Genomic DNA, 13189 nt, shown 5'->3' on the forward strand with positions numbered 1-13189 from the left:
CCGTGGTTGGGGGATGATCGCAAAGTACCGGCGCCCACTGACAGTTCCGCTACCGTACGCGCAGGTCGGCGAAGAGCGCGCGGTGGTCGGAGCCGGGCACGTCGTGGACCTGCGTCGCGACCGCCCCGCCGCGGCCGTCGGTCAGCACGTGGGAGATGGCCACCAGCGGCGGCAGCACCCGATTCGGCCAGGTCGGCGCCAGCCCGTTCCCGGTGGCCGCCGCCGCGTCGGTGTAACCGGTGCCGAGCAGCCGCCGGAACACGACATGGTCCAGCGTCGCGTTGAAGTCGCCGGCCAGGACGCGCGGCGGACCCCCGGCCTGGGCGGGCGGCAGGTTCGAGAGCCCCGCCTCCCACTCGTCCACGGTCCACGGCACCGGCGCCACCGGGTGCACGACCACTACTTCCACGGCCGGGCCGCCGGGCAGTGCCACCTGCGCCACCGGCATGTGGTGCCCCACCCGCCGGAACAGCCCCGAACGCTCGCGCAGCGGGTGACGCGCGTAGATGCCGCTGCCTTCCGGCCCGCGCGGCATCGGCTGGGTGACCTCGTACGGCAGCAGCTTCTTCAGCCCCGCCGCCGTCAGGCGCTCCCGCGCGGCCCAGGTCAGCTCCTGCACGCTGAACACGTCCACGTCGAGCTTCCGTACGAGGTCGACGATCACCTGGGCGTCACCCCGGCCGCCGTTGAGGTTCGCGGTCAGCAGCCGCAGCGGCCGTCCCCCGGCGGGCGCCTCTCCCGCGACGGCGCGCGGCACCACCAGCCAGGCCAGGCAGACGCAGACCGCCAGCAGGACCGCCACGGCCGCCCGGCTCCTGGCCCACAGCGCGCACGCCAGCGCCACGAGCGCCGCCACCCCGAAGTACGGAGTGAACGACACCAGCGGCACCAGGAGGAACCCGGTCTCCAGACCGCCCAGCCGCATCGCCGTCCCGGCCGCGAACACCACCGCCACCACGACGGTCAGCCGCGCCGTCCGAGCCCGCCGCGGCCGGGCCCGCACCGGCCCCTCCACAACCTCTTGCTTGAGCACGGCCACGAATCTAGGCGGCCATTCTTAAACTCCCATGAGCGTCAGGCGGGTGCGGGCTCCTCGACCAGCGCGACGCGGACGGCCGACGGGTCGTCCCCGGTGAGCGGCACCGCGAACACCGCCGTCCGGGCGCCCGCGCTGTAGACCACGAACCGGGTCCCGTCCTCGTCCCACGTCTCCCGGATGTCCGAGGAGAGCCGCGAGGACGCCGAGCAGTACGCGGGGCTGAGGTAGAGCAGCCGCAGCGAGGTCTCCAGCGGCACGTCGCGCGGCGGCGGCGCGGAGAGCGGCCCGCGCATCCGTACGAGGAAGCGCCGCGACGGCGTGAGCCAGTAGCGGTCCAGCTCCGCCGAGAGCGCCAGCAAGATCACCACCTCCACCACCACGAGCGCCGCGACCGGCGGGTGCGGCCCCGCTGTCATCGACAGGAGGCCCGCGGCGAGAAGGAGCCCCGCCCTGCCGAATCCGCGCCGGTCGGCAGGGCGGGAGTGGGCGCCCAGGCAGCCGCACGACGAGGTGGGCGCGGCGACGTGGGCGTAGCCGAGATACGCCAGGAACCCGGCGGCGAGCACGGCGGCGGCCGCGCCCTCGGCGGCGGAGTACGGCGGCAGCACCAGCGCCGCGGCCACCGCCACCTCCACCAGCCCCACGGCGACGAGCGCCGGGACCGCGCGCGCCGCGCCGACGAGCCGGGCCAGTGCGGTCTGCCCGGCCTGCGCCCGCGTCCGGCGGCTGAACAGCTTCAGCAGGCCCGCCCAGCCGAGGAAGAAGGCCAGGACGTACGGCTGCGACGCGGCGATCCCGTGCATGCGGTGCCTCCTTAGTGGGGGGAGAAGACGGTGGCGATGTCGACCTCGTTCGTGTCGGGCCGCCAGGCGCCGAGGATCTGCACGTGCTGGCTCACCTTGAGCATCGACAGGTCGGCGGTCGGCGGCGCCTGCGCCTGGATCGCGACGGACTTGCCGGGCACGACGTGGCACAGCACTTCTTTGCCGTGGTGGTCCAGGTGGAGCTTGCCGTCGGTGATGTTCTTGATGTGGCCCTTGATGTTCACGATGTTGAGCCAGACCGACTCGGCGGCGAGCATCCCGTCGGGCATCCGCACCCCGCGGGCGTAGAGGCCGTCACCCGGCTTCGCCGCCTCGAACGGGACCGGGCCGAGCTTCCACAGGCTGGTCCCGTTCACGATCCGGATGGTGTGGAACACCATGTTCGAGCCCAGGACGAGCAGCGTGTCGTCCTTGATCGTACGGATCCTGCCCTCGGCGAAATCGGGGTCGGGGGCGCCGGGTTCGGCGTCGTACGCGGTCTCCGCGAAGGCCGCCTCCGGCCCGAGCGAGCCGAGCGCGGTCGCGGCCACGACGGTGGCGCCGCCGCCGAGCACGGCGGACTTGAGCAGATCTCTTCTGCTGGTCATCGCCGCCTCCTCAGCCGGTCGCGATCTCGCACGGCCGCAGGCCGGCGGAGAGGCTGGCGATGCGGCTGAAGGCCGCCGGGGTGAGGTCGATCAGCCGGTTGTCGGCGCAGGTGGCGCCGCAGCAGCTGCGCTCGCCGCAGAACAGGTCGGTCTGCGGCCCGCAGTCGGCGATCGTGGTGACGACGCTGGCGCCGCCGCACAACGCCGTGGTGCGGTGGCGGAAGCCGCAGGTCCGGCGCGACAGCCCGACGCCGCACCGGTCGGGCCGGGTGATCGACCAGCAGGCGTCGGAGGTGTTGGGCCAGGCGTGCTGGAGGCTGCCGGAGTTGCAGGTGCCGCACGCTCCCTTGCCGGTGCTGCTGCACGGCCCCCACGCGGTGCCGCAGCAGAACCAGGAGACTTCGCCTGTGACGGGGCCGAGTAAGTCGGCGGGCGGGTCGGGGGACTTGCTTCGAGCCATGCGAGTTCCTCTCTACGGGTGCGCTCGCTGCTGAAGGTTTCTGACTTGATCCATGAATAACATGTAAGAATTTTTCGTCAATGCCCCTTTTCGCCCGTCCCCGATCCAGCGCCACATCGGCACCGTGCCCCCCAGCTCGGCGGACTTGATGAGCCGCGCCTCGTCGAGCGCCTTGGCGTTGAAGCAGATCGAGCAGATGAGGAACGTGCCGCCCGCGTTCTGGTACCGCTCGACCAGGTCCTCCAGCGCGGGGCAGCCCGCGCGGGCGAGGCGACCGTTACAATGAGTGTGCGATCCATCTCTCTCAGTGACTCCGGGAGTTCGCATGCGTAGGTCCCCTCGCTCGCTCGCCGTCCTCCTGACGGCCCTCTGCGTCGCCGTCACCCCGGTGACGCCCGCCGCGGCCAGCCTTCTCGGCAAGCGCTACATCGCCTCCTACCACTCCGAGGCGGGCTGCCTCAAAGCGGGGCAGGAGGGCGTGCGCAAGCGGCAGTGGACCAAGCCCCAGTGCATCAGGTCCTTCTACGCGCTGGGCACCTGGGACCTTTGGGTGGGCTAGCGCCCGCCGTCCGGTGGCAGGCGCGCGGCCCCCACCTCGCCGGGATGGCCGCCGCGCTGCTGCTGGCGGTGCTGGTGACCAGGGCCGCGGTGACGCTGCCGGAATGGGGGCGGCTCTCCTCCGGCGCGGCGCTGATGACGGCCGAGGTGACCCGGCTGGTGGTGGGCCTGCCGGTGTGCGTCGTCGGGGTGCTGCTCCTGGCCGACCGCTACGCCCGGCGCAGGGGCGCGCTCGTGCTGGCCGCCGGAGTCGTGTGGATCGTTCCGCCCGCGATGTCCGACGTGCTCGCCGCCGTGGAGCGCCCGGGGACGCCCGTCGCCGCCGCCGCGATCCTGCTCGCCGCGGCCGGCACCGCCTGCCAGCCGCTGACGGTGCTGCTCTTCCCGCTGTGCCTGCTGCCCCGCCCGGCCGTGCGGTGGCCGAGGACGGCCGTGATCGTGACCGCCGCCGCCGCGAGCATCCAGTACGCGGTCGTCTGGGGGCTGGGCACCCCCGGCTCGGCCCGGTTCGCCAGCCCGTGGGCCGGCACCGCGCCCGCCACGTGGGCCGCCGGCCTGCTGCACGACAGCCAGGTCGCGCTCGACTGGCTGGCGCCGGTCGTGACGGCGGCGGTGACCGCCGAGCTGGCCCGCGCGGCGTCGAAGGCGGGGCGGGGGAGCGCGGCCCGGTGGGTGATCGCCGCGGCCTGCCCGCTCTACGCCTGCCTCCTGCTTTCCGACCTGTGGGGTGAGAGCTGGACGATGGTGGCCCGGTCGGCCGGGGTGGTGCTGTGGGTCGCGATGATCGGGCTGGCCGCCTCGCACGGCGGGCTGTGGCGCCTGGAGCGGGTGACCAGCCACCGCATGGCCCGCGCGTTCGTCCTGGCGGTGCTGGTCATCGCCGTCACCTGCGCCGCCATGGCGGCCTGGGCGGCCCTGCTCACCGGGCGCACCACCGTCACGGCCGTGGTCGCGGGCTGCGCGCTGGTGACCGGATGGGCCGCCCGGCCGCTCGTCCGGCACGCCGTCCTGGCCGTCGAACGCGCCTTCTACGGGCCGCGCGCCCGGCCGCACGAGGCGGTGCGGGCGCTGGCCGTCCGGTTGCAGCAGGCCCCGCACCCCGGCGACGTGCCCGAACAGATCTGCCGCGGCGTCGTCGAGGATCTGGGGTTGTCGGGCGCGCGGATCGCGCTCGAGACCCGCGCCGGCGCCCGCCTGCTGGCCGCCGCCGGGGGCCCGGTCGACGGTCCGGCCCAGGTCTTCCCGCTGCGCCACCACGGGGAGGTGGTGGGCAGGCTGGAGGTGGCCCGCGACGGGGCGAGCACCCCTGCCGAGCGCGACAGCGAGCTGCTGGCGCTGCTGGCCGACCAGGCCGGGCCGGCGCTGGCCGCGCTGCGGTTCGGCGAGGAGGCGCAGGCGGCCCGTGAGCGGCTCGTGCTGGCGCGTGAGGAGGAACGCCGCCGCCTGCGGCGCGAGATCCACGACGGTCTCGGCCCTCAGCTCGCCGCGGTGCAGCTCCGGCTCGGCGTCGCGCAGGCGTGCGGGCAGGCGTCCCCTGCCGCGCGGGCCCATCTGGGCACGGCGGCGGAAGTGCTCGTCGAGGCGCTGGCCGAGATCCGTCGCATCACGGCGGGGCTGGCTCCCGCCACGCTGGTCGAGCGCGGCCTGCTGGACGCCACCCGCATCCTGGCGCACCGCCTCACCACGGACGCCGTACGGGTCACGGTCACGGCCGGGCCGCTCCCCGCGATGGCCCCGGCGGTGGAGACGGCCGCGTACCGCATCGCCGCCGAGGCCGTGACCAACGCGGTGCGGCACGCCCGCGCCCGCCACGTCGAGGTGGCCTTCACCACCGCCCCCGGCACCCTCACCGTCACCGTCACCGACGACGGGACCGGCTTCGGCGCGGACACGATCCCTGGCACCGGCCTCCTCTCGGTCACCGAACGCGCCGAGGAGGTCGGCGGCCACGCCGACCTCCACCCCACCCCCACCGGCACCACCATCACCGCCACCCTCCCCACCCCACCCCCACCGGCCCTTCCAGACCACCCCGGACGTCCGGACCGTGGTCATCCCCCCGCCCCCAGCAGTGGGATCGTGGTCGTCCCCCGGACCACCCCGCCTCCGGCGGTGGGGTCGTGACCGTCACCCCCTGCACCTCCGGACTGACCTCGGCGGTGGGATCGTGAGCGCAGCCCTCCCGGTGCTCCGGACCGACCTCGGCGTCCGGATTGTGACCGTCACCCTTCCGGACCTTCGCCCCGTCCTCGGCGTCACCTTCCGGCTCCTCCGGACTGACCTCGGCGGTGGGATCGTGAGCGCAGCCCTCCCGGACCTCCACCCCGCCTCCGGCGGTGGGGTCGTGACCCTCACCCCCTGCTCCTCCGGACTGACCTCGGCGGTGGGATCGTGAGCGCAGCCCTCCCGGTCCTCCGGACCGCCCCCGGCGTCACCTTCCGGCTCCTTCGAACTGACCTCGGCGGTGGGGTCGTGGGCGCCGCTCTCTCGGTCTTTCGGACCGTCCTCGGTGGCGGGATTGTGGCCGTTGCACTCCCGGTCCTCCGGACCGCCCTCGGTGTCCGGATCGTGATTGTCCCGATCCCGGACCTAGGCCTCGCCTCCGGCGGCGGGATCGTGACCGTCACCTCCCGCACCTCCCTGACTTCGGCGGTGGGATTGTGAGCGCTGCCCTCTCGATCCTCCGGACCGCCCTCGGCGTCCGGAGGGTGATTGTCCCGCTCCTGAGCCTTCGCCCCGCCGCCAGCGGTGGGATTGTGAGCGCCGCTTTCTCGGTCCTCTGGACCGCCCCCGGCGGCGGGGGCGCTGGGCTTTTTGGTTCCGTTGGTGTGCCGGGGTTCTTGGTTCGGGGGAGGGTGTGGATGAGTGAGGGTGGGTCGATGGATGGTGCGGGGCCGTGGCGGGTGTTGGTGGTTGACGATCATCCGCTGTTCAGGGAAGGGCTGGCGGCGGCGCTGGGTCTGGACGGTGAGTTCGTGGTGGTGGCGCAGGCCGCCACCGGGGAGCAGGCGCTGGTGGAGGCCGAGCGGACGGGCCCGGATCTCGTGGTGATGGACCTGGGCCTGCCGGGACAGTCCGGCATCGAGACCACCCGCCAGTTGCTCAGGGCGCGGCCGGAGGTCAGGGTGCTGGTGATGACGATGTCGGAGGACGACGACAGCCTGCTCGCCGCCATGCGCGCCGGCGCCCGCGGATACCTGCTCAAGGGCGCCGTACGCGAGGAGATCCTGCTCGCCCTGCGCACGGTCGGGTTGGGGGGCGCGGTGTTCAGCCCGCACATGGCCGGCCGGCTGGCCGGGTTGTTCGCCGCCCACTCCGCCGCGCCGGTCAGGGAGGCGTTCCCGACCCTGACCGGACGCGAGCGCGAGGTCCTCGACCTGCTGGCCCGCGGGCTCGGCTACGGGCAGATCGCCCAGCGGCTGTTCGTCACCGACAAGACCGTGCGCAACCACGTGGGCTCGATCTTCGCCAAGCTCCAGGTCCACGACAGGGCGGCGGCGATCGCCCGGGCGAGGGACGCGGGGCTGGGCTCGGGATGACCGGAGGGCCGCCATCCCGGGCCCGCCGGGTCACCGGTCGGTCCACAGGTTCCACAGCCAGCCCTCCGCGCACTGGTACCGCGACCAGTGGCCGCGGTCGATGCCCTGCTGGCCGGCGGTGATGCAGTCGCTGTGGAAGAGGAACTTGCCCCGGTGGATCGGCAGGTGGTCGGCGGCCGCGGAGGCGGCGAGAGGGGCGGCGGCCATCGTGACGACGAATCCGGCGATGGCGAGCAGCTGCTTCATGGTGATGTTCCCTTCTGGATGTCGGGGCCGGTGGTCACCGGCTCTTCCGGACATCCGAAGCTTCGCCCGCCCCCGTTCCCGGGCGCATGGGTCACCTGACCTGTCCGTTCCCGGGTTCTGATACACCCTTTTTCGTACCAGTGTTGTGACGGTGCGTTCACGAGCTGCCGCAATTCAGAGTGATTACGGTATTTGGCGTGGCAGGATTGTCGGTGAAGGGGTGGGGCGACGGAGGCATAGAGGAGCGCTTATGCCGACTTATCGCAATATGAGAGGTCTGACCGAAATCGTGGGCGGGGATTTCCAGCGGACCGGGCCGACCGCGTTGCGCATATTGGTGGGCTCGCAGCTGCGCAGGCTGCGGGAGGAGCGGAACATCACCCGCGAGCGTGCCGGTTACGCCATTCGCGGATCGCATTCCAAGATCAGCCGGATGGAGGGCGGGCGCTGCGGGTTCAAGATCCGCGACGTGGAGGACCTGCTCACCCTGTACGGCGTCGTCGAGCGGGCCGAGCGCGCGACGCTGCTGCTCCTGGCCGAGCAGGCCAACCAGCACGGCTGGTGGCACGACTACCGCGACGTGGTGCCCGACTGGTTCGAGGAGTATCTCGGGCTGGAGCAGGACGCGGAGCTGATCCGTACGCACGAGATCCAGTACGTCCCCGGCCTGCTGCAGACGGAGGACTATGCCCGCGCGGTGATCGCCAGGGGCCACGGCGGCGAGAGCCGTGAGCGGGTCGAGTCGCGGGTCCAGCTTCGGATGCGCCGCCGGGAGCTGCTGGATTCCTCCGGCCGCAGGCTCTGGGCCATCGTGGACGAGGGCGCGCTGCGCCGGCTGGTCGGTGGCCGCGACGTCATGCGCGCCCAGCTCGGCCACCTCGTCGAGATGGCCGGGCTGGCGCACGTCACCCTGCAGGTGCTGCCGTTCAGCGTCGAGGTCGCGGTCGGCGGCGTCGGCCCCGTCACCCTGCTGCGCTTCCCCCAGGCCGAGCTGGACGACATCGTCTACCTCGAACAGCTCGCCAGCGCCCAGTACCTCACGAAGGACGCGGAGGCGCACCCGTACCGGCATCTGCTGAACGAGCTCAGCGTGCACGCGCCCCCGCCGAAGGCCACGCCGGGCATCCTGCGCCGGATCATGGAGGAGCTGTAGGGCCTACGGCTTGCGGGCGACGCCGACCAGGGCGTCCACCTCCTTGAGCTCGGCCAGCGGGTCCGGGTCGGGCCGCCAGAAGGGGACGGACGCCACCCCGGGCTCCACCAGCTCCAGGCCGTCGAAGAACGCGCCGAACTCCTCCCTGGAGCGGAGGTTGTAGGGCACCGCGTCGCCCTCGTTGTAGTCCTCCTGGGCCTGGTCGAGGGCCTCCCCGGTGACGAGGTTGACGCCGTCCCACAGGGCCAGGTAGCTGCCGGGCGCCAGCCCGTCCATCAGCCTGGCCACGATCGCGTGCGCGCCCTCCTCGTCGGTCACGAAGCCCACGATGCCCATCAGCATCAGCGCGACGGGCTGGGTGAGGTCCAGCGTCTTGGCCGCGGCGGCGAGGATCGCCTCGGGGTCGCGCAGGTCTGCCTCGACGTAGTCGGTGGCGCCTTCCGGCGTGCCGACCAGGAGCGCGCGGGCGTGGGTCAGAACCAGCGGGTCGTTGTCCACGTAGACCACGCGGCAGGTGGGGTCGGCCCGCTGCGCGACCTCGTGGGTGTTGTCGACCGTCGGCAGTCCGGTCCCCACATCGAGAAATTGGCGGACACCTGCCTCATTGACCAGATAACGCACGATACGGGCGAGCAAGTGACGAGATAGCCGAGCGATATGCACAATGTCTGGAAATGCTTGGCTGAACTGGTCACCCGCCACGCGATCGACGTCGTAGTGGTCCTTGCCGCCGAGCCAGTAATTCCACATCCGCGCGGCATGGGGAACGGTGGTGTCGATTCGGGAGCCGGGGGGAGGGGTTTCACCCGTCATGTGAGTTACTCCTCTTTTGTCGGGATGCGCCGATCTTCAACGTAGCCGCCGCACCCCTCCCTTTTCCAGCGGCCGGTGTCAGAGGGCTCCGGAGTTCTGTGCGGCCTGGTAGACCTCCATCGCCTCGTCCCCGAAGAAGGGGCCGAACATGAAGCCGGGCGCGAAGTCGTACGTGAAGCTGTTGACCGAGTTGAGCATGCCCAGCCCGGTCGACTCGTTGAACCCGAGGAACCAGCCGCCGCCGCTCGACCCGCCCGTCATGTTGCAGCGCACCCCCTGGCCCCTGGTCGCGACCGGGTCGTTGAACGCCCGCCCGCTGCAGTAGATCAGGGTCGAGCCGTCGAACGGCGCCGCCGCCGGATAGCCGAACGCGAACATCTGCCGCTGCCGCGCCTGGTTGAACGCCACCCCCTGCCCGCCCACGACGTCGGTCAGCGTCCGTCCCTGCAGCGGCGCGACCACGGCGGCGGCGATGTCGAAGTTGATGTCCTCGCGGGCGTTCCACTGCTGCGTGGTGAACAGCCTGGTCGCCACCCAGGTGCCGAAGGGGCGGCGGCCGTTGTCGAAGGCCGGCACGAAGGCCACGTTGCGGTGCGCGGCGCCGTTCAGCTTGACGCAGTGTCCCGCGGTCATCACCACGCTCTCGTTCGCGCTGGTCACGGCCGTTCCCGAGCAGGAGGCGTTGGCGCCCTCGGCGGTGGTGAAGAACAGCCGCCCGCTGGTGCGCACGACGGCCCCGCCGTCGGTCCACCGCAGGCCGGGGCTGTTGGGCACGGCCTGCTGGGTCTGGGCGCCGCGGGCCTGGTTCCCGGAGCCCTGGGTGCGCCACGGCGTCCGTTGTGTGGCCCGCTGCCCCGTCCGCGCCGCGTCGCCCCTGGCCGCCCACGGCTCACCCCTGGTGGGCCCGCCCGACCGGGTGGCGCGCCGGGGCGCCGCCATGGTGTCCATCGGCTGCGCGGCCATCATCCGCTGCGTGGTCCAGTACTGCAGGACGGTCCTGCGCTCCGATGACGAGTCCGCGCCGGACCACCGGACGGGCCGGTGATCGGCCGTACCGGTCGCCTGTGCCTGTGCGGGGACGAGCGCGCCCGCTAAGGCGAGCGCGGCGACGGAGAGCAGGGCGACTCTGCGGTGCATGAAGTACCTCCCGAAGACCGGAATCTGCCATCAGGAGGTACGCACGAACCCGCCCGTCTTTCTCAAGCCGATCACAGATGGGTATGGCGGGACGCTCGGGGACGGGGCGGTCCTTCGGCCGTGAGGTAGAGTGGGGTCACCGCGCAAGCCGTTCCGCTCACCTTGGAGCCCCAGCTCAGGTGACCGGCTTCGGGTGGCCGCCATCGCGCCAGTCTCCGGCCCGACCCGGTTGCGCGCCCTGACGTTTTTTCTGTTCAAGTCTCCGATCGGAGAACCGCATGACCATCCGTACCGGCCCGCCGGTTCCGACCACCGTCCAGTTGTCCGGTGAGATCGACCTTCATACGGGCGCGAAGCTGCGCCGTCAGCTGCTGAACGCGCTGTGCCACGCCACGGGCACGCTCGTCCTCGACCTGTCGCGGGTCACCTTCTGCGACGCCTCCGGGCTGTCCGTCCTGGTCGAGCTCCGCAACCGGGCCCGGGCCAGGGGCGTCACCGTCCAGCTGACCGGGCCGAGCCCGTTCATGTCCCGGCTGCTGCGCATCACCGGCCTGGACGGCGGCCTCGTCGAGGCCGCCTGACCACGACCCCGCGGCGGCGGCACTTTGTCCAATCGGACGCGAAAGTCGGTCATCCTGCCGCCGATTGGGTCCTCCTCTATCGGCGTAACCCGGGTTACATTCACGTTGATCTGCCCTCACTTATCCCTCACGTTGACCGAAGGGAGAGGCATGAGAGCGAGAACCGCGATCGCGGCCATGACTGCTGCGGCGATCCTCATGCCGGCCGCGGCCGCCCAGGGCGCGGAGACCACCAGCGCCCCGCCCCCGGATGACCGGTTCCAGAAGGTGACGCTGAACGACAACCCCGGCGAGCCGATGGACCTGGCGGTGTTACCCGACTCCAGGGTGCTCCACACGACCAGGAAAGGCGAAGTCTGGTTACACGACCCGAAGACCGGGCTCAACACGCTGGCCGCCGACCTCGACGTCTACCAGCATGACGAGGAGGGCCTGCAGAGCATCGCCCTCAGCCCCGGCTTCGGGAAGGGATCCAAGAAGGACGACTGGGTCTACCTCTACTACTCGCCGCCGCTCGACACCCCGATCGACGACCCCTCGACGCCCGGCGTGAACGAGGGCGACGCCCCGTTCACCGGCGCCCCCGAGGACTTCGAGCCGTTCGAGGGCCTGATCCGGCTGTCGCGGTTCCGCTTCACCGGCGCCACCGTCGACCTGCGCACCGAGCAGCGCATCCTGGACGTGCCGGTGGACCGCGGCATCTGCTGCCACGTCGGCGGCGACATCGTCTTCGACGCCAAGGGCGACCTCTACCTGTCGACCGGCGACGACACCAACCCGTTCTTCTCCGACGGCTACACCCCGATCGACGAGCGCGCCGACCGGAACCCGGCGTTCGACGCCCAGCGCAGCTCCGGCAACACCGACGACCTGCGCGGCAAGATCCTGCGCATCAGCCCGCGCGACGACGGGTCCTACGCGATCCCGTCAGGCAACCTCTTCCGGCGCGGCACCCCCGGGACCCGGCCCGAGATCTACGCGATGGGCCTGCGCAACCCGTTCCGCATCGAGCTGAACCGGTCCAACGGTGACCTCTACGTCGCCGACTACTCGCCCGACGCCCGCAACGCCGATCCCGCGCGCGGCCCGGCCGGCACCGGGAAGTGGACGGTCATCCGCAAGGCCGGCAACTACGGCTGGCCCTACTGCGCGACCGCGCGGCTCCCGTACACCGACTACGACTTCGCGACCGGGACGTCCGGCGCGGCGTTCGACTGCGCCGCGCCCGTCAACGAGTCGCCGCACAACACCGGGCGGCGCGAGCTGCCTCCCGTCGTCCAGCCGGACGTGTGGTACTCCTACGGCCAGTCGGCGGAGTTCCCCCAATTGGGCACCGGCGGCATCGGGCCGATGGCCGGCCCCGCCTACGCCTTCGACGCGAGGGACACGCGCGGCCGCGACGCCGTGGGCTGGCCGCGTCACTACGACGGCGTCCCGCTGTTCTACGAGTGGACCCGCGACTACGTCAAGGCGTTCCACCGGGGCGGGCGGATCGAGGACGTGCTCCCCTCGTTCGTCTTCGACAACCCGATGGACATGGAGTTCGGCCCCGACGGGGCGCTCTACGTGCTGGAGTACGGCGACGGCTTCTTCCAGGAGAACCCGGACGCCCAGCTCGCCCGCATCGACTACATCGGCAACACCGGCAACCACACCCCCGTCCCGGCCGCCGCGGCGTCGGTGACCGCCGGGCAGGCGCCGCTCACCGTCCAGTTCACCGGCGCGGGCACCACCGACGCCGACGGCGACAGGCTCCGGTACGCCTGGGACTTCGACGCCGACGGCAGGGTGGACTCCCGCAGCCCCGAGGCCGCGTTCACGTTCACCGAGAACGGCCTGTACAACGCCACGCTCCGGGTCAGCGACCCGAGCGGCAGGTCGGCCTCGACGTCGGTGCGGATCGTGGTCGGCAACGACACCCCGGTCGTCGAGATCCTCCGCCCGGCCGAGGGCGACGCGTTCGCGTTCGGCGACGTGGTCGAGTTCGAGGTGCGGGTCACCGACGACCAGCCGGTCGACTGCGCCCGCGTGACCGTGGACTACATCCTCGGCCACGACGACCACGGCCACCCGCAGACCACGGCCCGCGGCTGCACCGGCTCCATCCAGACCACCGAGCCAGGCGGCCACGACCCGGAGAACGACGACCTCACCGGCGTCTTCGTCGCGGGCTACACCGACCCGGGCACCGGTGGCCTCCCCGAGCTGACCGGCACCGACCAGGTCGTCCTCCAGCCCACCCGTTAGGAGAA

The 13189-nt window shown here is 72.1% G+C and carries 14 protein-coding genes; 6 read left to right on the forward strand and 8 right to left on the reverse strand.

The features are described 5' to 3' along the window. Nucleotides 1–49: 49 nt before the first annotated feature. From AB0K05_RS14980 to AB0K05_RS15000, 5 genes are read right to left on the reverse strand one after another with little or no spacing between them, the layout of a single operon-like run. Entirely contained in the window at nucleotides 50–1033 is a 984-nt protein-coding gene (locus tag AB0K05_RS14980) for an endonuclease/exonuclease/phosphatase family protein (protein ID WP_364229515.1), read from the reverse strand. 41 nt (nucleotides 1034–1074) lie between these two features. Further along, nucleotides 1075–1842 carry a MauE/DoxX family redox-associated membrane protein gene (locus AB0K05_RS14985; protein ID WP_364229517.1) on the reverse strand — a complete coding sequence of 256 codons (768 nt, stop codon included), beginning with the start codon at nucleotides 1840–1842 and terminating at the stop codon, nucleotides 1075–1077. Between the two features lie 11 nt (nucleotides 1843–1853). Continuing rightward, nucleotides 1854–2450: a cell wall protein gene (locus tag AB0K05_RS14990; protein ID WP_148035345.1), complete on the reverse strand. Its 597-nt coding sequence runs from the start codon at nucleotides 2448–2450 to the stop codon at nucleotides 1854–1856. 10 nt (nucleotides 2451–2460) lie between these two features. Beyond that, nucleotides 2461–2910 carry a hypothetical protein gene (locus tag AB0K05_RS14995; protein ID WP_148035344.1) on the reverse strand — a complete coding sequence of 150 codons (450 nt, stop codon included), beginning with the start codon at nucleotides 2908–2910 and terminating at the stop codon, nucleotides 2461–2463. A 12-nt stretch (nucleotides 2911–2922) separates the two neighbouring features. Further along, entirely contained in the window at nucleotides 2923–3237 is a 315-nt protein-coding gene (locus tag AB0K05_RS15000) for a hypothetical protein (RefSeq protein ID WP_364229522.1), read from the reverse strand. On the opposite strand from AB0K05_RS15000, the gene AB0K05_RS15005 reads away from it, so the two are divergent. The 3 genes from AB0K05_RS15005 (at nucleotide 3236) to AB0K05_RS15015 (ending at nucleotide 7007) form a co-directional block, all read left to right on the forward strand. Beyond that, nucleotides 3236–3469: a hypothetical protein gene (locus AB0K05_RS15005; protein ID WP_364229524.1), complete on the forward strand. Its 234-nt coding sequence runs from the start codon at nucleotides 3236–3238 to the stop codon at nucleotides 3467–3469. The genes AB0K05_RS15000 and AB0K05_RS15005 overlap by 2 nt on opposite strands. Beyond that, entirely contained in the window at nucleotides 3457–5592 is a 2136-nt protein-coding gene (locus AB0K05_RS15010) for an ATP-binding protein (protein ID WP_364229526.1), read from the forward strand. The genes AB0K05_RS15005 and AB0K05_RS15010 overlap by 13 nt, the downstream gene beginning before the upstream one ends. 785 nt (nucleotides 5593–6377) lie before the next feature. Continuing rightward, the gene (locus AB0K05_RS15015; protein ID WP_333485723.1) at nucleotides 6378–7007 is read left to right on the forward strand and encodes a response regulator transcription factor; all 630 of its coding nucleotides are present in this window, start codon (nucleotides 6378–6380) and stop codon (nucleotides 7005–7007) included. Nucleotides 7008–7037: 30 nt separating this feature from the next. Here the strand turns inward: AB0K05_RS15015 and AB0K05_RS15020 are convergent, their stop codons facing one another. After that, complete coding sequence (locus tag AB0K05_RS15020) at nucleotides 7038–7253, reverse strand: hypothetical protein (protein ID WP_148035339.1); 216 nt, start codon at nucleotides 7251–7253, stop codon at nucleotides 7038–7040. Between the two features lie 268 nt (nucleotides 7254–7521). Here AB0K05_RS15020 and AB0K05_RS15025 point away from each other — a divergent pair, with 268 nt between their 5' ends. Beyond that, nucleotides 7522–8406 carry a helix-turn-helix transcriptional regulator gene (locus AB0K05_RS15025; protein WP_271277952.1) on the forward strand — a complete coding sequence of 295 codons (885 nt, stop codon included), beginning with the start codon at nucleotides 7522–7524 and terminating at the stop codon, nucleotides 8404–8406. A 3-nt stretch (nucleotides 8407–8409) separates the two neighbouring features. Here AB0K05_RS15025 and AB0K05_RS15030 read toward each other — a convergent pair whose 3' ends face one another. Next, nucleotides 8410–9219, reverse strand: a complete 810-nt coding sequence (locus tag AB0K05_RS15030) for an SAM-dependent methyltransferase (RefSeq protein WP_271277951.1) — start codon at nucleotides 9217–9219, stop codon at nucleotides 8410–8412. A gap of 78 nt (nucleotides 9220–9297) precedes the next feature. Beyond that, nucleotides 9298–10356, reverse strand: coding sequence for a peptidase (locus AB0K05_RS15035; RefSeq protein ID WP_271277950.1), 1059 nt, complete (start codon nucleotides 10354–10356; stop codon nucleotides 9298–9300). Nucleotides 10357–10634: 278 nt separating this feature from the next. On the opposite strand from AB0K05_RS15035, the gene AB0K05_RS15040 reads away from it, so the two are divergent. Further along, the gene (locus AB0K05_RS15040) at nucleotides 10635–10937 is read left to right on the forward strand and encodes an STAS domain-containing protein (protein ID WP_271277949.1); all 303 of its coding nucleotides are present in this window, start codon (nucleotides 10635–10637) and stop codon (nucleotides 10935–10937) included. Between the two features lie 150 nt (nucleotides 10938–11087). Next, on the forward strand, nucleotides 11088–13184 hold the full coding sequence (locus tag AB0K05_RS15045; protein ID WP_271277948.1) for a PQQ-dependent sugar dehydrogenase: 2097 nt from the start codon (nucleotides 11088–11090) through the stop codon (nucleotides 13182–13184). The last annotated feature ends 5 nt before the right edge of the window (nucleotides 13185–13189 follow it).

It is taken from the genome of Nonomuraea sp. NPDC049486 (assembly GCF_040676925.1).
Taxonomy (GTDB): Bacteria; Actinomycetota; Actinomycetes; order Streptosporangiales; family Streptosporangiaceae; genus Nonomuraea; species Nonomuraea ferruginea.

What these genes read in the sequence shown, in the direction of transcription:
- AB0K05_RS15030 (WP_271277951.1), bottom strand. Translation starts at nt 9,219, where the DNA reads ATGACGGGTGAAACCCCTCCCCCCGGCTCCCGAATCGACACCACCGTT.
- AB0K05_RS15005 (WP_364229524.1), top strand. Translation starts at nt 3,236, where the DNA reads ATGCGTAGGTCCCCTCGCTCGCTCGCCGTCCTCCTGACGGCCCTCTGC.
- AB0K05_RS15045 (WP_271277948.1), top strand. Translation starts at nt 11,088, where the DNA reads ATGAGAGCGAGAACCGCGATCGCGGCCATGACTGCTGCGGCGATCCTC.
- AB0K05_RS14995 (WP_148035344.1), bottom strand. Translation starts at nt 2,910, where the DNA reads ATGGCTCGAAGCAAGTCCCCCGACCCGCCCGCCGACTTACTCGGCCCC.
- AB0K05_RS15040 (WP_271277949.1), top strand. Translation starts at nt 10,635, where the DNA reads ATGACCATCCGTACCGGCCCGCCGGTTCCGACCACCGTCCAGTTGTCC.
- AB0K05_RS15025 (WP_271277952.1), top strand. Translation starts at nt 7,522, where the DNA reads ATGAGAGGTCTGACCGAAATCGTGGGCGGGGATTTCCAGCGGACCGGG.
- AB0K05_RS14990 (WP_148035345.1), bottom strand. Translation starts at nt 2,450, where the DNA reads ATGACCAGCAGAAGAGATCTGCTCAAGTCCGCCGTGCTCGGCGGCGGC.
- AB0K05_RS14985 (WP_364229517.1), bottom strand. Translation starts at nt 1,842, where the DNA reads ATGCACGGGATCGCCGCGTCGCAGCCGTACGTCCTGGCCTTCTTCCTC.
- AB0K05_RS15020 (WP_148035339.1), bottom strand. Translation starts at nt 7,253, where the DNA reads ATGAAGCAGCTGCTCGCCATCGCCGGATTCGTCGTCACGATGGCCGCC.
- AB0K05_RS15000 (WP_364229522.1), bottom strand. Translation starts at nt 3,237, where the DNA reads ATGCGAACTCCCGGAGTCACTGAGAGAGATGGATCGCACACTCATTGT.
- AB0K05_RS15035 (WP_271277950.1), bottom strand. Translation starts at nt 10,356, where the DNA reads ATGCACCGCAGAGTCGCCCTGCTCTCCGTCGCCGCGCTCGCCTTAGCG.